The sequence below is a fragment of the Paenibacillus barengoltzii G22 genome (assembly GCF_000403375.2).
In the GTDB taxonomy this organism is placed as follows: domain Bacteria; phylum Bacillota; class Bacilli; order Paenibacillales; family Paenibacillaceae; genus Fontibacillus; species Fontibacillus barengoltzii.
The window spans coordinates 1,409,651-1,432,509 of sequence record NZ_KE159652.1 but is presented as its reverse complement, the minus strand read 5'-3'; the positions used below and the strand labels follow the sequence as shown (position 1 = coordinate 1,432,509).

The window sequence follows — 22,859 nt, the reverse complement described above, 5'->3', positions numbered from 1 at the left end:
AGTCGAACAGATGTTTTGGTGCCTTTGTCCATTTTAATTCAAAATATCTTGTTTCGTAAAGACAAGGAATGAAACGACGAGGGCGCAAAGGCCCCAAATCGCCAGCACAGCCAGCGAAAATCCCAGCGTCATTCCCTCGATCGGAGCCGGTGTCCCCGCCAGATAATTCGTTAAACCAAGATTCACCATAAATAAATATTTGGCGCTGGTCCAGGAAGAAGCCATGTTCGTCAAAATATTTCCAGCGATCAGCGTCGCCATCATAATGACAATACTTGCCGATGTGCTGCGCACAAGCACTGACACCATAAACGCCAGGGCAGCCACCACCACGCTGACAAACCAGATCAGGCCGGCCTGCATGAATATATACAACCATTGCGGCACGGCATGTACACCCGAGATGTCTACTTCGGCCCCCCGCAGTTGGAATCCTGTAAATACCGGCATCGTCCATCCGCGGTAACCAAAAAATAACCCTGAGATGAAATAGCAAATCACACAGGTTGATACAATGATCAAGGACACAAACATCATCAGCGTGATCAGCTTGCTCAAGAGAACCTTCCATCGCCTTACCGGCCGGGTGAGCAGCATTTTGACCGTTCCGCTCGTCCGTTCCGAAGAGACGATATCCGATCCCACGCCCATAATTAACAACGGAATGAACAGTGTGGCTGCGTTATCCAAGAACTCCCGGGTAAAGGAGACGCCGCCCGGTTCTCGCGGATTCACATCATGCTCCAAATAATACTTCAACTGCTGAATATAAATTTTACGGTATTTCTTCCATTCCTCCGGCACCCGGTCACTGCCCAGCGAATTCTGGTTGTCCGTGATCGCTTGCTGTACTTCCCTGCGCCAGTCCGCCCCGAACTTCTCCCGTTTATCCTCCGCTTGTCGCAGCTGGGCATAAGCAAACATCGGAACCAGCACGATCAACACGAGCAAGATGACGTAAAAGCGTTTCTTTTTGATCATCTTGATCGTTTCATTTTTTACTAAAGGAAGAATGTTATTCAATGCTTTCACCTTCCGTCATCTCCAGGAACAACTGCTCGAGCGTTGGATTCACTCTCTGCACCGCCTCCACTCGGATCCCTTCCTGCACCAAACGCTGGACGAGGCCTGGGATCAATTCCGGCTGCATTTGAGTGACGATCGCCCGGCCTTGAATCCCTGCGATGATCGTATCGTCCAGTACATTTCCGACTTCGGTGACCACGTTGACCCCGCTCGTCGACCGCAGCAGCACCTCGCCGGGTTCCCGAGGCTCCAGCTCCCAGACGACATAACTTCGATTCGCCTGGATCAGCTCATCCACTTTGCCGACGGCGAGGACGCGCCCGCGCCCGATAATGGCCACCCGGTCGCACAGCAATTGTATTTCGCTAAGCAAGTGGCTCGAGACAAATACAGCCATTCCTTCTTCCGCGAGTCGGCGGATGAATCTGCGCATTTCTTTGATCCCCTTCGGATCCAGACCGTTTGTCGGTTCGTCCAGAATCAGAAGCTTTGGCCGGCCTAACAACGCTTGGGCAATGCCCAGTCGCTGACGCATACCAAGCGAATAGGTTTTCACTTTATCATCGATCCGGCCAGTCAACCCAACCATTTGCACAACTTCCTCAATCCGCTTTCCATCGATGCCCGGCATCATGCGGGCGAAATGCTCGAGATTCTCCCGTCCAGTTAAATAGTTGTAAACCTCGGGATTTTCCACGATGGAGCCGACGCAGCGCAGCGCCAGCTCCGGTTCCCGCTGTACATGATATCCGCAAATATGTACTTGGCCTTCGGTTGGCCGAATTAAATCGACGAGCATGCGGATCGTGGTTGTTTTGCCAGCTCCATTCGGGCCAAGGAACCCAAAAATCTCCCCGGCATACACCTCAAAGTTCACATCGTGGACGATCCACTTCCGTCCGATTTTCTTCTTAAGCCCCTGCACCCTGAGGACAGGTTGAGGCTGCTCAGCAATGATCGGCTGCCGTGCTCCCATGCCGTTCACTCCTTCATTGTAAACTCCAGCATTATACCGTCATTAGCGCGCGATGCTTTGGACCATCCGTTCGGCAATCGCCTGGTAGCCATCCCCGTTCGGATGAAAATGGTCGCTCGACAAATACCGGGCCGCGTTATTCGTAAACAAGTCATACGTCGGTATGACCAACGTCCCTTCATATTCCCCGAGCGTCTTCATCGCCATTGCGTTCCAGCGCGCGACCGTATCGTTTCCGATTTCGCGCATCCCCTCAAGATCGCTGAACGGGTTATATAACCCAACGTAGACGAGGAGCGCTTGCACGTTGATTTTCTTAATTTGTGCTACAATTTTTTCAAAATCCTCCGAGCTCTTCTCAATCGCCGCTTCGATTTCCGCCTGAGATGGGACTTGCTGCCCTGAGGTTAATGCCTCCGTGCCGTCAAACAGATCATTTCCCCCAATCGACAACAGGATAATCCCCGACTGCTGCAGGGCATATTTCACGCCGGGATCGTCCAGCATTGGCAGCAGTTCTTTCGTGGTTAGACCGTTAATTCCCAAGTTGTTGATCAGTTTAGACGTGGTGCCTTCTTTATTAAAAAGTTCTACCGCCCGGCGGGCAAATCCGCTGCCTGTATCGTCTCCAGTCCCTTTGGCCAAGGAATCCCCAAGGGCCGTCACATCCCAGGCTCCTGCTTTCACAGCGGGTTCCATTGGGGACGGTGGAGCCGGCGAATGACCCGCAGCTGCCGACGGATCGGCAATATCCGACACCGCATATACGAATCCAGCGAGCAGAATTAAAGTCGATATCAGTGACGCCAATCCCGCCCATAGCCAAATCCGGGACGTTCTGCTCATCTAATCCCTCCTGTTTCCACGCAGTCCTACATTTCGCTCACGATGAGTCACTCTCCAACTTATGTAAATAACATAAAACTTCTTGCAAAGAGATGCAAATTTTCTCGAAAAAGGGCTAGCATTTTTAAAACGACAGAGTTATAATAATTCTTGTCCTTAAGAAACCTTACTTTGAGGGTTATTAGCTTAGCTGGTAGAGCAGCCGACTCTTAATCGGCAGGTCGCAGGTTCGATCCCTGCATAACCCATTTATAGCATCCTCCACTGCATGGGCAGCCTGGGGGATGTTATTTTTTTGTGTATTTTTGGCGAAAAAAAGCGCGGGAATCGAGGGGATCACCTCGTTCTCGCGCTTCATCAGGCTTCATCGCGCTTTGAACCCTAGTTGCTTCAACGACTTATGGCCTCAATTGGCTCGAATGACTTTAATGTCGGCCGGAATCACTTTAGCGCCTTCGTATAACATAAACCGCCCGTTCTGCCACTCGATCCGCAGCAGCTTGCCGTCGTCTGACTGGTACTGCCAGACATGCTGCTCCCCGCCTTGCAGGAACGGCGTCTTGCCAACCACCGACACATAACCTCCGTATTCTTCTTCCAAATAGTACAGGGTTCCGTCAAGGTCCATCTGGCCCGGTACCTCGGTCGGATCGTTGAGCCGCCCGTCAATCGGCTCATAGAGGTGATACTGCAGCGACTCACGATCCTCGACCAGCAGATAGCGGATCTGACTGCCGTCCTGCAGCGTCAGCATCACCGCGTTACGCCCGCGATTACCTACCCGGCCGGTCACTTCGTAGGAAACGAGCGATACCTCACAGATGTCGCCCGGGGCCAGCGTGAGCATGCTCTTCTCCACGACGGGCGGCGCCGGTTTGGCAAACAGATTGCCGAGTCTTTTCCATACGCTCATGTTTGGTCTAGCCTCACTTTAGAATCAAGTCGCTTATTTTTTATCCTCATAGAGCTTCATCAACTCGGCCAATTCTGCTTCCACGGCTGCATCCTTGTTCAGGCTTTCGAACTCCTCATCCAAGGATTTCGCCTTCGCGTTCAGCTCATTGCTTGCTTCGGCTTGAGCTTCCATTTGCAGCATCTTCTCTTCCATCCGCTTCAGGCCGCTTGCTGCCGAATCGGAGTTAAACCCGGACATCGTCTTGTTGATTTCATTTTGTGCTTTAGCTGCATTGTAACGGGCAACCAGCGTTTCGCGTTTGTTCTTCATTTCCGTCAGCTGTTTGCGCATTTCCTCAAGCTTCGAACGGAGATTGTCAGCTGCGGCCTTGTTTTGCTCGTAGCTTGCCTTGTATTCTGCCATCTTCGCCTCAGCGGCTTTCTTCTCTTCGAGCGCACGGCGAGCCAGATCAACGTTTTGCGCTTGAGCTGCCTGATGCGCCTGCTGAGTGCGCCGCTCAACCAACGCTTGCTGTTCTTCATACAAGCCTTTAAACTTCTTCTCGATCGCGATTTGGGCAGCAACGGCCTTCTCCGCATCTTCGAGATCTTCTTGCATATCGCGGATATATTGGTCGGTCAATTTGATCGGATCCTCCGCTTTGTCAATCAAAGCGTTGATATTAGACATGGTCAAATCGCGTAATCTTTTGAAAATGGACATTTGCTCTTTCCTCCCGATTGAAATATCAGATTATGCTTATGTTTACGCTGCAAAGTTCGGGAGGTTTCAATAAAATATCGTAGAGACCTTATTTACCCATTTCCCGACTATTTCCCGCTCTAACGGAACCAGAAGACGTTATTCACTTCAAGATGGCCCTTCTCCAGCCCCAATCCCCCAAATAAGGTCACCTCGTTCCGTTAGAGTTCCCGATCCCGCCTGAACCGCCAAATAGCGTCTCTCCGTTCCGTTAGCACCCCATTATCCCGTTGAATCCCTCCGTCAAAATAGACCAACACCCGACTACTCACAAACACACTTCCCTCTCCCCAGACTCCGCTAAAATACAACAAAGAGCCCAGCTCCCAAGCCGGGCTCTATCCTGCATCTGCCCACATTTCCTACGTCCTATTGCTTGATGAAAAAGAATAACGAACCTAAGGGAGTCTACGTCCGCATTTGGGAGCCGCTTGTCTTCCTTCCATTCGCATCAATGGACAAGTGGCGGACAAGAGCGGCCCGTGGTCGTTATTCTTTTTCACGGTCAGCAATAGGGCGAAGGAATCCCTCTACTTCCCAATAAACTCCTGTACCCAATATCCATTATAATATCCAACGCCAATCAGCTTGTATTTCGGGTTCAGGATATTCGCTTTATGGCCAGGACTTTCCATCCAATCCTTAACCACTTCCTCGGCGGAACGTTGCCCTTTGCCGATGTTCTCTCCTGCGTAGATGTAGGTAATGTTGAACGCATCCATCATGTCGAAGGGTGAGCCGTATTTCGGCGACGTATGGCTGAAATAATCGGTTTTGAACATGTCGATGGCTTTGATTTTGGCCATTTTGCTCAGATTGGTATGTACAATCAGCGGCTTCAGACCGGCTTTCTTCCGCTCCTTGTTGACGAGCTCAACTACCTTGGACGCGTTCTCCGTCTGGATCTTCAAGTAGACCGCTGCAAGTAACTTCGACTGCGAGGAGTTGCTGGCGGCTGCTGCAGCATGCGCCGTTTCCGTTCCGAAACCGGTTCCTCCTTGCCCCGTCGTCATCACCAAAACCAAAGTTGCCACCAACAGCCCGGACAAACCGATTTTGCTCCACTTCTTCATCATGGCGTGCTCCTCCCAGCCGAATTTCCTATCGCCGATTCTAGTTTTCGTTTCTTCTCAAATTTTAACATATTTCGACGCCATCCGCTTGCTAAAAAAATGGAAAAAGGACGGCTCCAGAGCCGCCCTATCCATATCCTAAAAAGACCTTATTTCTTACTTGCGTATTTCCGCATATCGAACGCTACCGCAGCCACGATAATGGCACCTTTAATGATTTGTTGCCAGTAAGGTCCTACACCTACGAAAGTCAAGCCATAGTTGATGACCGTAAAGATCAGCACGCCTGCCATAATGCCTGGAACCGTACCAATCCCGCCGGTGGTGGATACGCCGCCAACGACGCAGGCTGCGATCGCATCTAGCTCGTACATGTTCCCATAGTTGTTCGTAGCACCGCCGGTTCTGGCTGCTTCCAGCACACCAGCCAAGCCATAAAGCGCCCCGGCAATCGAGTAAATCATAATCAAGTTTTTGGAGACGTTAATCCCTGATACTTTTGCAGCTTGTTGGTTACCGCCGATGGCGTACATATTTTTGCCAAGCCGGGTTTTATTGAACATCACCCAAACAATCGCACAAACCACAATCGCGATAATGACGATATAAGGAATCGAGAAGCTCCAGTTACTGAACAAGGAACCAGAACCCAACGTAGTAAAGTCGTTGCGCAAACCGCCAATCGGCTGGGATTGGTTCGGCTCCGTATCGAAATACAGGGAGTTGATCCCGTAGATGGCAACCATGGTACCGAGCGTCGCGATAAACGGTGGAACTTTAAACTTGGATACGATGACCCCGTTGATCAGACCAAAGATCAGGCCGACAACAATCGCGATCAAAATCGGCACAAACAAAGGAAGTTCCGGCAAGTTCGGGAAAAAGCGCCGGGCATAATCAACCTCTTGCAGCATAGAGGCAGAGACGACCGCCGTCAAGCCAACCATCCGGCCCGCGGACAAGTCCGTACCGCCGGTAATAAGGATAAATGCTACCCCAAGGGCGATGATTACCCGTGTGGACGATTGAATCAAAATATCACGTAATGTATTGAGTCCGATAAAGCTTGGATCATAAGCGGCGATGCCAATAAGCAACACGGCTAAGACAATATAAATGGCATTTTCGGTTACAAAGCTCTGAAGTTTCTTTGTATTCATGATTTTCTCCTCCTTCAAATCCTTAGTGCTGGGCTGCCAGACGCATAATTTCTTCTTCCGTAGCCTTATCTCCATCCAATATTCCCGTCAGACGGCCTTCGGACATTACCATGACACGGTCGGACATCCCAAGCAGTTCAGGCATCTCGGATGAAATCATGATGATGCTTTTGCCTTGCTGTGCCAAATCCGTAATAATGGAATAAATTTCGTATTTTGCCCCGACGTCGATCCCGCGCGTCGGTTCGTCCAGCAGTAAAATTTCCGGGTCGGTAAGCAGCCAGCGTGCCAGCAGCACCTTCTGCTGATTCCCACCGGAAAGGTTCATGATCAGCGTTTTCGGCGACGGCGTTTTCGTCCGCAGCTTCTCTACCATTTGGTTGGCTTCCGCCTTCTTCTTCCGTTCATTCAGCAGGCCAAAAGGCGTTACATAACGATCGATGTTGGCAATAGCCGCATTCTCATGAACAGACAATACCGGGAAAATACCAGTCGTCCGGCGCTCTTCCGTCAACAGCGCCAAGCCGTACTTCTTCGCTTCGCTGGCGCTGCGGATCTTCACCTCTTTGCCGTGAATCGAAATCGTGCCGGATTGAATTTCACGAAGGCCAAACAACGCTTCGATTAACTCGGTGCGCTGCGCCCCAACCAGACCGCCCACGCCAAGGATCTCCCCTTTGCGCAGTTCAAACGATACATCCTTAAACGATTTCGGATCAATAGACGTCAAATGCTCCACTTTCATAATGACGCCGTTAGGCTTGTTGTGGCGATCCGGGAACCGCTGCGTGAGATCGCGCCCGACCATCTTGGAGATAATGAGGTCTGTCGTCATCTCCGATGCCGGCCACGTCCCGATTTTCTTACCGTCACGCATGATCGTTACATCGTCGGAGATCCGCAAAATCTCCTCCATTTTGTGCGAGATGTAGATGATCGACACCCCGCGCTTCTTCAAGTCGTTGATGATCCGGAACAGGTGCTCCACCTCGACGCTCGTCAAGGAAGAAGTAGGTTCGTCCATCACGATGATTCGCGAGTTGAACGAAACCGCCTTCGCGATCTCAATCGACTGGATTTTGGAAACGGACAGCTTGCCGACAATCGTATCCGGTTCCAAATCGATATCTAATTGTTTAAACAGCTCTTCCGTATCCTGATACATCTTCTTATGGTCGACGAATTGGAAGGGTCCCCATCCTTTCATCGGGAAACGTCCGAGCCAGATATTTTCCATCACATTGCGGAAAGGTACCGGATGCAGCTCTTGGTGAATCATCGAAACCCCAAGCTTCAGCGCATCGCTGGAATTGTTGATTTCCGCCTTTTGACCATTCAAATAAATTTCGCCGCTGTCCGGCTTATAAATCCCGAACAGACATTTCATCAACGTGGATTTACCGGCCCCATTCTCGCCCATCAACGCATGAACGGTCCCCGGTCGAACCTGCAGTGTTACGCCATCCAGCGCTTTAACGCCGGGAAATTCCTTGGTAATGCCCTTCATTTCGAGCATATATTCAGACATCGTTTTCGCCCCCTGATCATTTCTTCCGCATTAGAGGCACAGCATCGTTTCCTCCTGTGTTCCTATCCCCTGTGAAAAAACAGGAGGTCCGTACCTTTCGGCATCGAACCTCCCATGTTGTTCTAGCGAATATGAGAAGTCCTGCTGATTAACCTGCTCGCCGTACTCTTATTTGAAGTCAGCAGCGTTTTCCTTCGTTACTTTTTGGTAAGGAATCCACACATATTGATTGTCGGTGATATCAAAGCCAACGTTGTCTTTGCTGATCGTTTCGCCATTGGCCAGCAAGGAAGCCAGAGTCACCGCTGCTTTCCCTTGGTTCTCTGCATCGTTCAGAACCGTTCCCAGCAAGGTACCTTGTTCAAGCGCTTGCAGGGCTGGTGCCGTTGCGTCAACGCCAACAACCGGCATGTATTTATCGCCTGTGAAGTAACCCGCTGCTTTCAATGCTTCGATAGCACCGAGAGCCATGTCATCGTTGTTCGCAAGTACGGCTTCGATTTTGTCGCCATTTGCTGCCAGAAACGCAGCCATTTTCTCTTGGCCTTTTACGCGATCCCACATCGCGGTGTCTTCAGCAACTTTCTCTACCTTGATACCGGCATCTTCAATGGCTTGGACTGAATATTGCGTACGCAGCTCCGCGTCTTGGTGGCCCGGTTCGCCTTTCAGCATAACGTATTGCAGTACGCCGTCGCCGTTCTTATCTGCTTCCGGATGAGCTTTCCAATAGTCCACGATAATTTGTCCGGACAGTGTACCGGACTCTTCCGCTTTTGCACCAACGTAATAAACTTTATCCCATTTCTTCATATCTTCCGGCAACGGTTCGCGGTTCAAGAATACTACCGGCGTGTCTTTCGCTTTCGCTTTGTCGATAATGACCCCTGCCGCCGTCCGGTCAACCGGGTTCACGATCAAGGCATTCGTCTTCTTCGTTAAGAACAAGTCGATTTTATCGTTTTGCGTAGGTTGGGAGTTTTGGCTGTCAACGATGTCCACTTTCGCGATCCCGTCGGCATTTTTCTCGATCGAGTTACGAACACCTGTCATGAACGTATCGTCAAATTTGTAAATCGCCACGCCCACGTTAGGAGTAGAACCCCCGTTGGCTCCGCTGCTCTCTTTATCGCCGCCGTTGGAGCAGCCGACCATCGTCGCTCCCAGCATGGCTGCAGCCAGCATGACCGTTGTAAGCTTCTTCATATTTTTTGACCTCCTGAATGTGTATTTCTTAAGTGATATCCTCTTGGATACGTTTTCATTATGCATGGTTTCGGGAGTATTGCGAATCCAAAATTCTAAGGTTTTTCTATCAAAATTCTGATGATGTCGAATTGAATATCTAAATCTTTATAGCGATCGCCGCAAAAAACATCAAACAGCAAGCGCCCCGGACTCCCGGTGATCACTTGCTGTTTGCTCGTTCTATCTTTCATTCCAGAACACTTGACCATGATTGCCGTCTAAACTTCGCTATCATTTCACAAACGGAAACAGTAGCTTCTGGTTTTCAGGCCACAGCATATTATTCAGATCAATCAACTTCGTATCCGTTGGAATGCGATCCTCCAGCTTCTCGCCGCGGGCCGACTGGACAGCGGCAACAACCGCCATGTATCCATTGTTAAACGGGTTCTGCACGACCATCGCCTGTACCTTCTCCTCCTGCAAGAGTTCAAGCATCTCCGGCGGATTGTCGAAGGCGATCATCTTCACCTTGCCTCCGTATCCAAGCTCGTTAACCGCCCGGCCGGCTCCAATCGAAGATTCGGCGCTTAACGAAACGATGCCGTCCAGATCCGGGAATCGCTTCAGCATATCCGCCGTCAACTTATAGGCGAGGTACTCGTCCGAGCCACAGTATTGAATATCGACGACGTGGACATCGGGAAAGCGGGCGACGTAATCCAGGAATCCTTCCTCGCGCTGGTTTGCGTTACGAGCGCCTTTCGCAAAATTAATAATCCCGATTTCACTCACGGGCCCGGTGAGCTCAACCAACCGTTCGGCTGCCTTCTGGCCAGCCTCATAGTTGTTGGCCCCTACGAAAGTTTTGACCTTGGTGGAAGCGACCTCCGAATCCATTGAAATAACCGGAATGTCGTAATAGGAGGTTCGGTCGGTCACCTGACCCAACGCTTCATAGTCAGAGGCCGCCAGGATAATGGCGTCCGGACGCCGCTCAATCGCCTCTTCCATCAGTCGAATTTGACCGTCGACATCGTTTTCGTTCTCCGGGGCGACAAAATTCAACCGGACATTAAACTCCTTGGCCGCAACCTCCGCTCCCAGCTTGGTCGTCTTCCAATAATCACCGCGATCCATCTTGACGATCATATCCACGTCATAAAATTGCTGATGATCCGCGCCGCTCCCGGGACCACCGCAGGAGGTCAACATCGTAACCAGTGCCCCTGCCATTAACAGGACCCCTGCCCGATAGATACACTTCGGCTTACGCTTCATGGCTGCATCCCGCCTTGTTCCAGACTATCCGGCTGTACAGCCGGGATCGTAATCGTGACCGTCGTCCCTTCCTCCGGTTCACTTTCGAAATGAAGCCCATAGCCAGGGCCGTAATAGAGCGTGATGCGTTCCTGCACGTTCCGCACCCCCACCCCTGAGCCCCTTTCACTGCGGATGTTTCCGCTGAGGAGCTTTTCCACCGTATCCGAGGTCATTCCAATACCGTTGTCTCGGATCTGGAAGATCAGGTTATCCCCATCCAAACGAGCCTCGATATCAATAAATCCTTCCTCGGCCGATTTTTCGATCCCGTGATGAATGGCATTTTCGACAAGCGGCTGCAAGATCAGCTTTAGGGTTGAGCATTTCAACACAGCTTCATCCGCCCGAATCTCATAACGGAACCTGTTCTTGAACCGGATCGTTTGAATGATTAAATAATGTCGGACGTGTTCCAATTCGTCCTGCACGCTGATGATATGTTTCCCCTTACTCAAGCTGATCCGGAAAAACCGCGACAAGGACGTAATCGTCGTTACGACCTCCTCGTTCCGTCCCAGCTCGGCCAGCCGGGTGACCGAATTTAACGTATTATAGAGAAAATGCGGATTGATTTGCGATTGCAATACATCCAGCTCACTCTTGCGTTTGGCTTCCTGCTCCTGAATAATCTGATCCATCAGCTCACGGATTCGGCGCAGCATCAAGTTAAACCGTTTAGACAACTGCTCGACCTCATAAGCGCCGCTAACATAGACATTCGTCCCGAAATCTCCGCGTTCCACCATTTGAACCGAACGTTCGAGCTTGCGAATCGGCTGCGAAATCCGGGCCGAAACATAAATGCTAACGAACAGAATGATGGCGATAGCCAGAGGCAAAAACCAGGACAGAAAGTCGCCAACCTCCCGTTTCGTCGTCAAAAATTCATCTGCATAAGCCACCCCAACGATTTTCCAGCCAGCCGGCTTTACCGTCTGAATCGTGATAATCCGCGGCTCCCCCTCCAACTCATCGGAAAAACGGCCATACGAATAATTCAGCACCGGCTCCAGATTTTCATATTTCAACCCGGCATAAATGAGCTGTTGCTGCGGATGGTAGACGATATTTCCCACGGCGTCGATGATGTACACGTACCCTTTCTTGCCCAAGCTGATCCGACCGCTCAGCTCGTCGATGGTACGGAAGTTGATATCAATCACCAATACGCCTTGCTTCAATTCGCCTTGATCCCGGTAGTTCACGGTTTTGCTCATGGATACGACCCAGCGGTACTGCCATTTGAACAGGTTCTGAATGTGCGGCGGAGTAAATTGCAGCTTCCCGGGATTCTGAACCGCCGATTCGAACCATAATTGCTCCTGGAGTCTTGTGTTTTGCCGCATGGGCAACCTTGGCACATTGCGCACCAGCTTCCCATCCTCGGTAAACAACGCCATGGAGACCAGATCCTCCCGAGTACTGAGCACGGTCTGAAGCTGCTCCCCTAGCTGATCGTTGGTGGGCAAGTTGGGAGCAACGGAGATTTTCAGCTCCACAAGGTCAAAAATATCCTGCATCCCGCTGACATATAGCTCCAGATTGGAATGAACCTGTTCAATAATTTGCTCCAGGCTTAAGTAAGCGTTCTCTTCCGCAGCCTTAGAGAAGCGGTTGTACAGCAACATTGTGACTAATACAACCGCCAATACGGTAACCGTAATCGAAGATAGAGAAATGAGCACCTGAATATTACGAACATGAAATCCTTGAAACAGACGTTTGAACCAACGCCACAACTTCATGAGCTTCTCGCTCCGATACGATATTCTTTCGGGGAAATGCCAAATTTCTTGCGGAAGCAGAAGCTGAAATAGTTCGGATCGGCAAACCCTACGCGCTCGGCGATCTCAAAAGCTTTCAAATCCGTTGTGGCCAGCAGATCTTGCGCGGCATCCATCCGAACGCTCATCAAGTAATTAACAAAGGTCGTCTTCGTTTCTTTTTTGAAAATGTTACTGAAATACCCGGTACTGATATGAAGATGCTGACATACCTTAGCGATGGAGATATCGTGGTCACCATAATGCGCCTTGATATATTCCTTCGCCTCATCCACCAGCTTGTTATAACTGGATTGCCGATCTGTGGCGATGGATTGCTTCAGCTTCATGCAAATATCCAGGAACCAGGCTTTGGCTTCGTCGGCATGCGAAAATTTAATGAACTGTCCAAGAAACCCTGCCCCATCTCCAAACAATTTTTCGAAGTCAACGCGGATGTCTTTGGCAACCTTGATGACTGCGGTCAGCAGCTCCAGCAAATATACTTGGAAGTCTTGATACGATGCTTTGGTGTCCGTTAATGCCTTAAACAGTTCCTCCAGAAGGTGAACCAACTCCTGATCACTGCCAACCTTCAAGCAACGCACCAGTTCTTTCTCCTTCATTTCATCTAATGACAACGGGTCCGTTTGCCGCGATTCCACGTCCTCAATCCAAATCACTTTGTTTCCCCCGAGGATAACGCGGTAATCGAGCGCTTTTACCGCCTCTTCATAGGACCCGGCAAGCTCGCTTAATTGTCCTACCTCAGAACCGGCGCCAATCGTCACCGACAACTTGAGGAAGCGTTCCACGCTAAACCGGATTTCATCTAACAGTCGCAGCGTTTGGTCCGCAAGCGGCTTGTCCGATCCAGGTTCCCCTACGCTGAGCACCACGACCTCGTCATGATGGATGAATGCTCTGCATTTCGGATGGAGACTAGCAATTTCCTCCGCAATGTTAAAGACAGCAAAAAGTTGCAGCTGGGTGTCATTCGTATCTTTCAGAGACAACGTCGTACTTTTACCCGATGCTTCACTTTCGTCTAATCCCCGCCGAGCTGGCACGGAATCGATGCGAATAGCAGACACCATATATCGATCCCCGCTGAGGTCCAGATCGTAATGCTCACATTTTTCATGAATTTCCGCTTCTTGCAGCCGCCGGGATACGAGCGAAGACAAAAATAGACTTTGCAGGATCGGCAGATTTTTGCGGTAGTGCTCGGTCAGCAGCTGCACATTTTCCTTCGCAGCCATTTCCTCGTCGAGCTGCAGCTTCACCTTACGTAAAATTTCGGCCAATTCTCTAGCTGAAAACGGTTTCAAAATATATTCATCGATTCCCAGTCGGATGGCCTTCTGTGCATATTCAAATTCCTCGTACCCGGTTAAAATGATGATCTTCGTTGCCGGATACCGTTCACGGATCCACTCGGAAAGCTGCAAGCCGTTCATAAACGGCATTTGAATATCCGTCACCACAACGTCCGGCGCATGCTTCTCCACGAGCTCAACTGCTTCTTTGCCGTTCTCCGCCGTCTCTAGGACGACATAACCGAGACCTTCCCAATCGATTAGGCCCAATAGGCCTTCGCGCACATCTTCTTCGTCATCGGCTAAGATCAATTTATACATCGATGGACCATCCTCTTCCATGCCCTGATTTCCCCCCGATTTTAACGTATCGGTCCGCAAAAGTAAATTATCATGCGGATCGGCGAGAAGGAACCAAGACCTTAGTCTAGTTTGTTTTCCGCCTTCGGTCCGTTTTGGGATTCCCATAATCCTAGTACCATGTTAATATCCAATGGAACTATCATCAACAGTAAATGGTGGTCGAAATGATGAACAATGAGAAGAAAATCTATGTTCTGCTAAGCAATCCAACAACCCTGGTGGCCAAAATGATCGGCCTCTATACGAGAGCACCCTACAATCATGCCTCGATCGCATTTGATCCCGAACTGCGCGAGGTCTATAGCTTCGGGCGGAAACACCCCCTCATTCCGATCTTTGGCGGTTTCGTCAGAGAGGACATTCATTCCGGGGTATTCGAGAAAGCAACCTGCGCTGTATACAGCTGCAAGGTTAGCGCGGAGAATTACATGCGCATGCGCAACTTCGTGAAAACCTTCGAGGATAACGACGAGCTTTACACCTATAACTTTCTTGGACTCTTAGGGATCATTTTAAATATGGAGCTTGGCGGAGAAAACTCTTACTTCTGTTCTCAGTTCGTCAGCCGGGTCTTCCAAGAAGCCGGCGTTAACCTTCTGGAGAAATCTGCGGGATTAACAACCCCATCCGATCTATGCCGCTGTCCGCATCTCCAACTCGAGTTCCGCGGACGCCTCGAATCCTACCGAGAGCAATACTGTTATTCCCGCCGCACGGCAGCCGCATACGAGCAAAGCCGGTATTATGCGGCAAATTAATTCTGCACTAATTTTATAAGCAAACAAAAACCACGTAGTCTCTGCTACGTGGTTAATTTGAATACGGAAGTTCATTTCTCGTTTGTTAATAGGATTCAATGGGATAATCGTGCAAAAGTGTCCGGACAACGATAGGATCAGCCTGCCGCAGGCTTAAGCCAAATAAGCTTCCTTCACCTGCTCGTTGGCGAGTAACACCCCCGCTTCGTCCTCCATCATGATTTCTCCGGTTTGCATCACATAACCGCGGTGCGCAATTTGCAGCGCTTGAAAAGCGTTTTGCTCAACAAGCAGCACCGTCATCCCCTCGCGGTTCAACTGCTGGATCATCTCAAAAATTTGCTCGACGATAATCGGAGCCAGCCCCATCGATGGTTCGTCCAACAGCAATATTTTCGGTTGCATCATCATGGCCCGGCCGATGGCCAGCATTTGCTGCTCGCCGCCGCTCATCGTCCCGCCCGTTTGCGTCATCCGTTCTCTGAGACGCGGGAAGTGGTCGAACACTCGCTCCATCCGCTGCTTGATCACCTTCTTGTCCCGCACGGAAAAAGCGCCCATCTCCAGGTTCTCCTTCACCGTCAAACGCGGGAAGATCCGCCGTCCTTCCGGCACATGTGCGATTCCCGCCAACGCCGCTTGATGCGGAGGCAAGTTGGACATCTCCGTGCCGCTAAAGCAAATGGTGCCGGTTGTGTTGACCTGACCGCAAATCGCCTTTAGCGTTGTGGACTTACCGGCTCCGTTGGAGCCGATCAACGAAACGATTTCCCCTTCTTCTACGGTTATGGATATACCTTTTAACGCTTCAATTGCTCCATAATAGGCGTGGACATCTTTCAACTCCAGCAAGCTCATGATATCACCTCGACCTGTACGGCATTGCCGCTGCCTTGAACCGCACTTTTGCCCAAATAGGCTTCAATCACTTTAGGGTGGGAGCGAATATGATCCGGCCCACCTTCCGCAATTTTCGTTCCGTAATCAAGCACCAGGATATGCTCGGACAACTCCATCACCAGCTTCATGTCATGCTCGATCAGAATAATCGTCATCCCCGTTTCCTCCTGGATGCGTCGGATCAAGCTGATCAGCTCTGTTGTCTCGCGCGGATTCATCCCGGCAGCCGGTTCGTCCAGGAGCAGCACCTTCGGCCTCGCCGCTAACGCCCGGGCAATTTCAAGCCGCCGCTGTGCACCGTATGGCAGACTCGCCGCCTGTTCGTTCAAAAGCTCTTGCAGCCCGACGAACTCCAGCAAGCGGTACGCCTCTTGATGCACCTGTTCCTCCTCGTGTCTGGCTCGAGGCAGTGAGAGCAGTGTCCCGAAAATGCCTGTCTTCAGATGGGTATGCATCCCCACCATCACGTTTTCCAGCACGGTCATACTGCCAAACAACCGGATATTTTGAAACGTCCGGGCGATACCTAAACTGACGATTTGATGGGGCTTAACGCCAACGATCGATGCACCGTCCAACTCGATCGTGCCCTCGTCCGGGGTATAAATGCCTGTGATCATGTTAAAAAAAGTCGTTTTCCCGGCGCCGTTTGGACCGATAACAGCGGATATTTTGCCGCGAGGAAACGCGAAGTCAACGCCTCCAACCGCCGTCAGTCCACCAAAGCGCTTCACCAGCTTGCTTACCTTCAGAATCGTCGTCATTGGCTTACACCTCCGCTTTGTTGATTGGCGGGCGGTAATGTGGCTAACGAATTGCCGGAACGATGAGCCTTAAGCTTCGCGGCATCTACTTTCTTGTTCTTGGCGGCGATCAAGCCGTTCGGCCTGAAGATGGCAACGAGCAACAGGATCACACCAAAGATCAGGCGTTGCATCTTGGAAGGCGAGATCGAGCTGGGAAGCTGGATTACTCCCTGCAGCGTCAACTGGTTTAGCCAGTTGGTGAGCTCCGTCAGCACCTGCAAATTCAGAATCGTAACCAGCGCCGCGCCGAGAATAACGCCGGGCACGCTGCCCATGCCGCCCAGCAGCACCATGACCAGAATCGTGATCGATTCAAGCAGCGTAAAGCTTGTCGGATCGATAAACGTTTGCTTTGCCGCAAACACCACGCCCATCATGCCTGAAAAAGAAGCGCCAATCGCAAAAGCGGTCAATTTGGTGCGAATGAGCGGAATGCCCATCGATTGTGCGGCGATCTCGTTCTCGCGAATCGCCTTCCAAGCCCGCCCCAGCCGGGAATGCTCCAGCCGTTTCACGCCAAAAATCACGATCGCCAAGATAAACAGCACGATAAAGTAAAACTGGTTCGGAAACGTAAAGGATAACCCAAACAAGCTTGGCGGCTGAATCGAGGACAACCCCATCGCTCCGTTCGTAATATTCACCGGTTTATCCAGGTTGTTAAAGATAATCCGGATAATTTCCCCGAACCCCAGCGTAACGATCGCCAGGTAGTCGCCCTTGACCCGAAGTACCGGCAAACCAAGCAGCAGTCCAAACAAGGCTGCCATAAAGCCGCCAAGCACGATAAAAATCCAAAACGCGCCTCCAGGCAGCGGAAACAACTGGCCGGAGATGAATTCGTTGGCCTGCGGCGTGGCAAAAATGGCGTACGTATAAGCACCTACCGCGAAGAATGCAACAAATCCAAGGTCAAGCAGGCCGGCGAATCCGACCACGATGTTCAGCCCTAACGCCATCGCAATGTAAATGCCGCACTGCGTGGCCACCTCCATGTACGACTGATGAGCCGGGCCGCCGGAGGTAGCAAACGGAATGACCACCAGCAGCAGAATCGCTCCAACTGTCCATTTAATCGATGTTCGGAAGGTCGTTAAGTATAGCAGCAGCAAGGAGCCGAGCAGGAGCAGGAAGGCGATGACCGATTTATTCGAAAAATATACGCTTGCCGCTGTAACAAAGACAAACAGTGTCAATAACAAGGCTTGGGCAAGTTGATTTTGGCCCAGCCAGAGCTTCAGTTGATTCATGGCAGGTCACCTACACTTTCTCTTTCACGGCTTTGCCGAACAACCCTTCCGGCTTGAAAATGAGCACCGCGATCAGGATCAGAAACGCGACGACGTCTTTATACTCCCCGCCCAGCGCACCGCCTGTGATGACAGACAGGTTCGCGGACGAGAACATTTCCAACACACCAATGAACAATCCGCCAAACATCGCGCCGCGGATATTGCCGATGCCGCCAAGCACCGCTGCCGTAAAGGCCTTCATCCCCAGGATAAACCCGATATACGGATCGATGGTGCCGTACTGTTGGGCGAACAGAACGCCGGTTCCGCCGCCGAGTGCCGATCCGATAAAGAAAGTCAGCGCAATGACCTTGTTGACGTTAATGGACATCAAGGACGCCGTCTCTCGGTCCTGGGCTACCGCACGCATCGCGGTTCCCCATTTGGTGCGATTCACGAAGAAATCTAGCCCTGCCATCAAGAGGACAGCCACCGCCACAACGATGATCGTATTGGTCTTCAGAAAAGCGTCGTCAAACCCGCTCCATAAGGAGGATGCGCCCAGCTTCAAGTTTTCTCCGTAAAGAGAAATGCCGGTTACGATAAAATTCCCGGTACGGAGATCCGCGATAAAGCGGACGATATCCTGTAATAGAAAGGACACGCCGATCGCTGAAATCAATGAGATGAGCTTGGGAGCCCGGCGGAGCGGGCGATAAGCCACCCGCTCGATCCCGATCCCCAGCAACCCGGTTGACAACATCGCCATCGCTAGGATCAAAAAATAAGTAAAGGCTGCGGGCAACCCGCCGAGCCAACCGGCCGAGTTCATCGTCAACAAGGCGGCGGTGCCGACAAATGCACCGGTCATAAAGATTTCCCCATGCGCGAAATTAATAAATTCGAGAATGCCGTATACCATCGTATAGCCGATGGCCACTACCGCGTAGACCGCACCTAACGTTAATCCGTCCACCAAAACCTGGGGGAGTGTTTGCAGGATCATATCCATTTTGCCCTTACCCCTTCTGCGTTATTGCCGTTCGTCCAATTACTTCGGCTGTTCGATTTCGGATACCATCGTGCCAGGATAAGTGGGTGAATCGAATTTATAAATGAAGACCTTGGCATATTCGTTATCGCCTTTATCGTCAAAGCTGACCTTCGTGGCAATCCCGTCGAAATCAGTGGTCGCCCGGACCGCATCGCGGACTTGCTCACGGGTCGGCAGCTTGCCGCCATTGTCCTCAATCGCTTTTTTTACCGCGTTCAAAATAATGTTCATCGAATCATAGGCATAAGCGGAGTAGTTCTCCACGGATTTGCCAAACTTCGCTTCGTATTTCTCCGCCCAGTCCTTGTTGGATTTCGTAACGTCCGTAGATACCGAGCTGTAAGCGACTTCCGTCAACTTATCGCCAGCGATGTCCACCATCCCCGAGGAATCCAGCGCATCCCCACCCATGATCGGCACCGTGATGCCCTTCTCACGAGCCTGTTTAACAATCAATCCAGCCTCGGCATACATCCCCCCGAAGAAGATAAAGTCCGGTTTCTTGCTCAGCACTTGGTTCAGAACACCGTTAAAGTCTTTTTCACCTACCGTGATCCCTTCGTACCCGGCGATCGTCGCTCCCAGCTCTTCAGCGGAGCTGCGGAAAGCATCGGCCAACCCTTGGCCGTAAGCAGTTTTATCTTGGATAACGAAAATATTTTTCGCCCCGACCGTCTTCACGGCATATTCGGCACCCGCCGGTCCCTGGAAGTCGTCGCGAGCGACAATCCGGTTCGCAATCTTCAGCTTCCGGTCTGTAAAGTCCGTTGCCGTACTAGCCGGCGAAACCATCGGAATATTGTATTTCTCATAAACAACCGAGCTCGGAATCGATACTCCGGAGTTCAAATGTCCAAGCACCGCCAATACCGCTTGATCCGCGCCGATCAATTCAGCGTTGGCGACACCTTTCTTCGAATCGCCTTGGTCATCGTAAGGAACGAATTGCAGATCAAATCCCAGGTCCTTAAATTCAGCCTGACGCTCCTCCAGCGCCATCTGTCCGCCCAGCTTAATCGATTCCCCTTGAATGGCCGAGCCCCCGGACAGCGGAGATTGCGAGGCGATCTTGATGACCGTACCTCCCCCTCCAGAAGCGCTGGTATTTCCAGCCGCCGGTTTTGCCGCGTTGCCGGTCGAATTACACCCCGAGAGCAACCCGATGATGAAACATGCACTAACCAGCCAGGCAATTCTTTTTTTCCCCTTCATACACATCCTCCTCAGATCAATCTTGTTCTAGGGCTTCGCCCCGTTCGTGTTATGTATCAGTCATATTATCTAACATAAATCACTTGCTAGTTCGCGATTTATGTTAGTAATCATGACATCTGAAATCACCTTACTCCCTTGACTACGTAAAACTACAATTTCCAACTTGATTATCAGTCAATAAAGTAAAATAATTTTACACAGATGTCTTCTCCGTAGAACACAAAAAAGCCCCGCCCTTCTTCAAAGGCGGAGCGCTATCGCTTACAACGCTGTTTAATTTAATTTTCTAAGCTTAGTTCAACGGCTTATTCATTCGGTAGCCGGTGCATCTGAAGCCGCAATGTTCATAGAACGCTTTGGCGGCAAGATGGTTCTCGCGGGCTGTAGATAATACCAGATCTGTGCTGCCCCGTTCACGGGCCCACATCTCCGCCGCTTCGATCAACCGTCTTCCGATCCCTGTGCCGCGGTGTTTCTCATCAACAACCAATGCTGTAATCCGGGTTACCGGTCTACTCATGTCGTGTGTCTGAAGCTGCTTGAGAAAAGCTGTCCCAACGACCACGCCGTCAAGTTCCGCAACCAGGTTGCCTAGCAACAGCTGGCCTTCCAACATCTCTAAACGTTCCTTCAATACACTGGCCGTCATTGGATAACGCAGTTGACGCATTAAAGGAAGCATGTGTGGAACATCGTCGCAACAAGCCTTGCGAATGACCAAAGCCGGAGCTAACGCCTCACTACTCAATTGGACCAAACCACCTTTAATAAATTTGCCGTTTTAGTATCCTACTCTATTTTCCGGCTTTACGGGCAAGATTGCAATAGTTCTAATTAAAAATCTAAATATTTTTCGATAAAAAGTTACAAATAACGGAACTGTGCTTGGACTAAGCCGTAATAGATTCCCTTTCGTTCCATCAATTCCCTGTGGGTACCCATTTCTTTGATCTCACCATGATCCAGCACGATGATGTTATCAGCACTTCGGATGGTGGAGAGCCGGTGAGCTACGATAAACGACGTTCTGCCTTTGAGCAGCACCTTCAAAGCCTCTTGGATCTTCAGCTCCGTTTCCGTATCGATGCTGGCCGTTGCCTCGTCGAGGATCAGGATCCGCGGATTGGCCAGCAACGCCCGGGCAAACGACAGCAGCTGGCGTTGCCCCATGGACAGCACGTTCCCCCGTTCCTCTACTTCCGTATCGTATCCGTTTGGCAGTTTCACAATAAAATCGTGGGCATTTACCGCCTTCGCTGCGGCTTCTACTTCCTCATCCGAAGCCTCCAATCGACCAAAACGGATATTCTCCCGAATCGTTCCAGAGAAAATAAACGTATCCTGAAGCACCACGCCGATTTGACTGCGGAGGCTTTGAACCGTCACGTCGCGGATGTCATCACCATCGATGACAACTGACCCGCCGCTAGGATCATAGAACCGGCTGAGCAGGTTGATGATCGTGCTTTTTCCCGAGCCGGTGTGGCCAACAAGGGCAATCGACTGGCCGGGTTTCACCTCCAGATCGATGCCTTTTAGGGCAGGACGCCCTTTTTCATATTCAAAGACGACGTGGTTAAAGCGGATCTCGCCCGTGATCGCAGGCATCGGTTTGGCTCCTGGCTTATCCGCGATATTTGGCTCCTCATCGATAAACTCGAAGATCCGTTCCGAGGAGGCCATCGCCACCAGCAGCTGGTTGTACATTTGCCCCAAGCGGTTGATCGGGTCCCAGAAGTTACCCACATAGTTGCTGAACGCCACCAACAGACCAATCGTCAGTTCTCCCGACTGAATCAGGTAGACGCCCAGTACAAACAAGACAAATGTGCCGATGCCCCCGGTTATTTCGATCAAGGGGCCAAACGCCTGGTTCATCGCTGACGCTTTATCCCATGACTTCTTGTTGCTCAGGTTCATCGAATCGAAATAGCGCATATTCTCCCGTTCTTGCGTATAAGCCTGAGTGACGCGAATCCCCTGAATCGACTCGTTCAAATGGGAGTTGATCCGCGAGTTCTTCATCCGGACTTCCTGCCAGGCCATCCGGATTCTTTGCCGCAGTTTGGTGGAAATGAGGAACATGATCGGGACGGTAACCATCACCGCCAGCCCAAGCTTCCAGTTGATCAGCAGCAAAATCACGACGATCCCGGCCAGCTGCACACAATCGATCATCAGGTTAACGACCCCGTTGGTAAACAGATCCTGCAGGGAATTGACGTCATTGGTGACCCGCACCAGCACCGAGCCGGCCGGGCGTTTGTCAAAGAAGTTAAATGAGAGCTTCTGAATATGTTTAAACAAGTCGGCGCGCAAATCATAGATGACTCTCTGCCCAATGATATTCGTATACTTAATCCGGTAGACACCGGAAGCCCATTGAATGAGGTACAGAACAAGGACAGAGGCGGTGATGCCGTACAGCAACGATAGGCTGGTCTGTCCGTTCGCCGGGGCGATCGCGCGGTCGATGGCCAAACTGGTCAAATAAGGTACAGCCAACTTTGTCACGGTACCAAGCACTGTCATCGCGATGATCAAAGGCAACATTTGCTTGGCATATGGCTTCATATAAGCAAAGAGCCGACGGAATTGCTGCCAGTCAAACGCTTTATCAATCAGCTCATCGTCCTGATACACAAACCGTTCTTCGATTTTACCTAGGCCGG

At 51.0% G+C, this 22,859-nt stretch carries 21 protein-coding genes and 1 tRNA gene; 2 read left to right on the top strand and 20 right to left on the bottom strand.

Features of this window, described 5'->3' with window-relative positions:
• Nucleotides 1–33: 33 nt before the first annotated feature.
• The 3 genes from C812_RS06720 to C812_RS06710 are packed head-to-tail and all read right to left on the bottom strand — an operon-like array spanning nucleotide 34 to nucleotide 2,848.
• On the bottom strand, nucleotides 34–1,023 hold the full coding sequence (locus tag C812_RS06720) for an ABC transporter permease (RefSeq protein ID WP_036624752.1): 990 nt from the start codon (nucleotides 1,021–1,023) through the stop codon (nucleotides 34–36).
• Nucleotides 1,016–2,002 carry an ABC transporter ATP-binding protein gene (locus C812_RS06715; RefSeq protein ID WP_016311907.1) on the bottom strand — a complete coding sequence of 329 codons (987 nt, stop codon included), beginning with the start codon at nucleotides 2,000–2,002 and terminating at the stop codon, nucleotides 1,016–1,018. Before C812_RS06715 ends, C812_RS06720 begins: the two co-directional genes overlap by 8 nt.
• 42 nt (nucleotides 2,003–2,044) lie before the next feature.
• Nucleotides 2,045–2,848, bottom strand: a complete 804-nt coding sequence (locus C812_RS06710; RefSeq protein ID WP_016311906.1) for a GDSL-type esterase/lipase family protein — start codon at nucleotides 2,846–2,848, stop codon at nucleotides 2,045–2,047.
• A 175-nt stretch (nucleotides 2,849–3,023) separates the two neighbouring features.
• On the opposite strand from C812_RS06710, the gene C812_RS06705 reads away from it, so the two are divergent.
• Nucleotides 3,024–3,096: transfer RNA gene (locus C812_RS06705), tRNA-Lys, on the top strand.
• A gap of 158 nt (nucleotides 3,097–3,254) precedes the next feature.
• Here the strand turns inward: C812_RS06705 and C812_RS06700 are convergent.
• The 10 genes from C812_RS06700 to C812_RS06660 form a co-directional block, all read right to left on the bottom strand.
• Complete coding sequence (locus C812_RS06700; protein WP_016311905.1) at nucleotides 3,255–3,761, bottom strand: DUF4178 domain-containing protein; 507 nt, start codon at nucleotides 3,759–3,761, stop codon at nucleotides 3,255–3,257.
• A 33-nt stretch (nucleotides 3,762–3,794) separates the two neighbouring features.
• Nucleotides 3,795–4,466 carry a PspA/IM30 family protein gene (locus C812_RS06695; RefSeq protein WP_016311904.1) on the bottom strand — a complete coding sequence of 224 codons (672 nt, stop codon included), beginning with the start codon at nucleotides 4,464–4,466 and terminating at the stop codon, nucleotides 3,795–3,797.
• 569 nt (nucleotides 4,467–5,035) lie between these two features.
• The gene (locus tag C812_RS06690) at nucleotides 5,036–5,581 is read right to left on the bottom strand and encodes a CAP domain-containing protein (RefSeq protein ID WP_016311903.1); all 546 of its coding nucleotides are present in this window, start codon (nucleotides 5,579–5,581) and stop codon (nucleotides 5,036–5,038) included.
• A 146-nt stretch (nucleotides 5,582–5,727) separates the two neighbouring features.
• Nucleotides 5,728–6,738, bottom strand: coding sequence for a galactose/methyl galactoside ABC transporter permease MglC (gene mglC, locus C812_RS06685; RefSeq protein WP_016311902.1), 1,011 nt, complete (start codon nucleotides 6,736–6,738; stop codon nucleotides 5,728–5,730).
• A 22-nt stretch (nucleotides 6,739–6,760) separates the two neighbouring features.
• On the bottom strand, nucleotides 6,761–8,266 hold the full coding sequence (locus C812_RS06680) for a sugar ABC transporter ATP-binding protein (protein WP_016311901.1): 1,506 nt from the start codon (nucleotides 8,264–8,266) through the stop codon (nucleotides 6,761–6,763).
• 168 nt (nucleotides 8,267–8,434) lie between these two features.
• Complete coding sequence (locus C812_RS06675; RefSeq protein WP_016311900.1) at nucleotides 8,435–9,472, bottom strand: galactose ABC transporter substrate-binding protein; 1,038 nt, start codon at nucleotides 9,470–9,472, stop codon at nucleotides 8,435–8,437.
• Nucleotides 9,473–9,567: 95 nt separating this feature from the next.
• Nucleotides 9,568–9,705 (bottom strand): hypothetical protein, encoded by a 138-nt coding sequence (locus C812_RS22215; RefSeq protein ID WP_157274700.1) that lies wholly within the window; start codon nucleotides 9,703–9,705, stop codon nucleotides 9,568–9,570.
• Between the two features lie 40 nt (nucleotides 9,706–9,745).
• Nucleotides 9,746–10,735 (bottom strand): substrate-binding domain-containing protein, encoded by a 990-nt coding sequence (locus C812_RS06670; protein ID WP_016311899.1) that lies wholly within the window; start codon nucleotides 10,733–10,735, stop codon nucleotides 9,746–9,748.
• A complete protein-coding gene (locus tag C812_RS06665) occupies nucleotides 10,732–12,522 on the bottom strand; it encodes a sensor histidine kinase (protein WP_016311898.1) in 1,791 nt (596 codons plus the stop codon). The genes C812_RS06670 and C812_RS06665 overlap by 4 nt, the downstream gene beginning before the upstream one ends.
• Nucleotides 12,519–14,180, bottom strand: coding sequence for a response regulator (locus C812_RS06660; protein WP_016311897.1), 1,662 nt, complete (start codon nucleotides 14,178–14,180; stop codon nucleotides 12,519–12,521). The genes C812_RS06665 and C812_RS06660 overlap by 4 nt, the downstream gene beginning before the upstream one ends.
• A 209-nt stretch (nucleotides 14,181–14,389) precedes the next feature.
• On the opposite strand from C812_RS06660, the gene C812_RS06655 reads away from it, so the two are divergent.
• On the top strand, nucleotides 14,390–14,980 hold the full coding sequence (locus C812_RS06655; protein ID WP_016311896.1) for a C40 family peptidase: 591 nt from the start codon (nucleotides 14,390–14,392) through the stop codon (nucleotides 14,978–14,980).
• A gap of 153 nt (nucleotides 14,981–15,133) precedes the next feature.
• On the opposite strand, the gene C812_RS06650 is transcribed toward C812_RS06655, so the two are convergent.
• The 7 genes from C812_RS06650 to C812_RS06620 all read right to left on the bottom strand — a co-directional run bounded on the left by C812_RS06650 (nucleotide 15,134) and on the right by C812_RS06620 (nucleotide 22,845).
• Nucleotides 15,134–15,838: an ABC transporter ATP-binding protein gene (locus C812_RS06650; RefSeq protein ID WP_016311895.1), complete on the bottom strand. Its 705-nt coding sequence runs from the start codon at nucleotides 15,836–15,838 to the stop codon at nucleotides 15,134–15,136.
• Nucleotides 15,835–16,644, bottom strand: coding sequence for an ABC transporter ATP-binding protein (locus C812_RS06645; protein ID WP_016311894.1), 810 nt, complete (start codon nucleotides 16,642–16,644; stop codon nucleotides 15,835–15,837). The genes C812_RS06650 and C812_RS06645 overlap by 4 nt, the downstream gene beginning before the upstream one ends.
• Nucleotides 16,641–17,936, bottom strand: coding sequence for a branched-chain amino acid ABC transporter permease (locus C812_RS06640; protein WP_016311893.1), 1,296 nt, complete (start codon nucleotides 17,934–17,936; stop codon nucleotides 16,641–16,643). Before C812_RS06640 ends, C812_RS06645 begins: the two co-directional genes overlap by 4 nt.
• Before the next feature lie 10 nt (nucleotides 17,937–17,946).
• Nucleotides 17,947–18,930, bottom strand: coding sequence for a branched-chain amino acid ABC transporter permease (locus C812_RS06635; RefSeq protein ID WP_016311892.1), 984 nt, complete (start codon nucleotides 18,928–18,930; stop codon nucleotides 17,947–17,949).
• Nucleotides 18,931–18,969: 39 nt separating this feature from the next.
• A complete protein-coding gene (locus C812_RS06630; protein ID WP_016311891.1) occupies nucleotides 18,970–20,184 on the bottom strand; it encodes a branched-chain amino acid ABC transporter substrate-binding protein in 1,215 nt (404 codons plus the stop codon).
• Between the two features lie 295 nt (nucleotides 20,185–20,479).
• The gene (locus C812_RS06625) at nucleotides 20,480–20,935 is read right to left on the bottom strand and encodes a GNAT family N-acetyltransferase (RefSeq protein WP_016311890.1); all 456 of its coding nucleotides are present in this window, start codon (nucleotides 20,933–20,935) and stop codon (nucleotides 20,480–20,482) included.
• Between the two features lie 116 nt (nucleotides 20,936–21,051).
• Nucleotides 21,052–22,845, bottom strand: coding sequence for an ABC transporter ATP-binding protein (locus tag C812_RS06620; RefSeq protein WP_051134930.1), 1,794 nt, complete (start codon nucleotides 22,843–22,845; stop codon nucleotides 21,052–21,054).
• Between the last annotated feature and the right edge of the window lie 14 nt (nucleotides 22,846–22,859).

What these genes read in the sequence shown, in the direction of transcription:
- C812_RS06715 (WP_016311907.1), bottom strand. Translation starts at nt 2,002, where the DNA reads ATGGGAGCACGGCAGCCGATCATTGCTGAGCAGCCTCAACCTGTCCTC.
- C812_RS06710 (WP_016311906.1), bottom strand. Translation starts at nt 2,848, where the DNA reads ATGAGCAGAACGTCCCGGATTTGGCTATGGGCGGGATTGGCGTCACTG.
- C812_RS06700 (WP_016311905.1), bottom strand. Translation starts at nt 3,761, where the DNA reads ATGAGCGTATGGAAAAGACTCGGCAATCTGTTTGCCAAACCGGCGCCG.
- C812_RS06695 (WP_016311904.1), bottom strand. Translation starts at nt 4,466, where the DNA reads ATGTCCATTTTCAAAAGATTACGCGATTTGACCATGTCTAATATCAAC.
- C812_RS06690 (WP_016311903.1), bottom strand. Translation starts at nt 5,581, where the DNA reads ATGATGAAGAAGTGGAGCAAAATCGGTTTGTCCGGGCTGTTGGTGGCA.
- mglC (WP_016311902.1), bottom strand. Translation starts at nt 6,738, where the DNA reads ATGAATACAAAGAAACTTCAGAGCTTTGTAACCGAAAATGCCATTTAT.
- C812_RS06680 (WP_016311901.1), bottom strand. Translation starts at nt 8,266, where the DNA reads ATGTCTGAATATATGCTCGAAATGAAGGGCATTACCAAGGAATTTCCC.
- C812_RS06675 (WP_016311900.1), bottom strand. Translation starts at nt 9,472, where the DNA reads ATGAAGAAGCTTACAACGGTCATGCTGGCTGCAGCCATGCTGGGAGCG.
- C812_RS22215 (WP_157274700.1), bottom strand. Translation starts at nt 9,705, where the DNA reads ATGAAAGATAGAACGAGCAAACAGCAAGTGATCACCGGGAGTCCGGGG.
- C812_RS06670 (WP_016311899.1), bottom strand. Translation starts at nt 10,735, where the DNA reads ATGAAGCGTAAGCCGAAGTGTATCTATCGGGCAGGGGTCCTGTTAATG.
- C812_RS06665 (WP_016311898.1), bottom strand. Translation starts at nt 12,522, where the DNA reads ATGAAGTTGTGGCGTTGGTTCAAACGTCTGTTTCAAGGATTTCATGTT.
- C812_RS06660 (WP_016311897.1), bottom strand. Translation starts at nt 14,180, where the DNA reads ATGTATAAATTGATCTTAGCCGATGACGAAGAAGATGTGCGCGAAGGC.
- C812_RS06655 (WP_016311896.1), top strand. Translation starts at nt 14,390, where the DNA reads ATGAACAATGAGAAGAAAATCTATGTTCTGCTAAGCAATCCAACAACC.
- C812_RS06650 (WP_016311895.1), bottom strand. Translation starts at nt 15,838, where the DNA reads ATGAGCTTGCTGGAGTTGAAAGATGTCCACGCCTATTATGGAGCAATT.
- C812_RS06645 (WP_016311894.1), bottom strand. Translation starts at nt 16,644, where the DNA reads ATGACGACGATTCTGAAGGTAAGCAAGCTGGTGAAGCGCTTTGGTGGA.
- C812_RS06640 (WP_016311893.1), bottom strand. Translation starts at nt 17,936, where the DNA reads ATGAATCAACTGAAGCTCTGGCTGGGCCAAAATCAACTTGCCCAAGCC.
- C812_RS06635 (WP_016311892.1), bottom strand. Translation starts at nt 18,930, where the DNA reads ATGGATATGATCCTGCAAACACTCCCCCAGGTTTTGGTGGACGGATTA.
- C812_RS06630 (WP_016311891.1), bottom strand. Translation starts at nt 20,184, where the DNA reads ATGAAGGGGAAAAAAAGAATTGCCTGGCTGGTTAGTGCATGTTTCATC.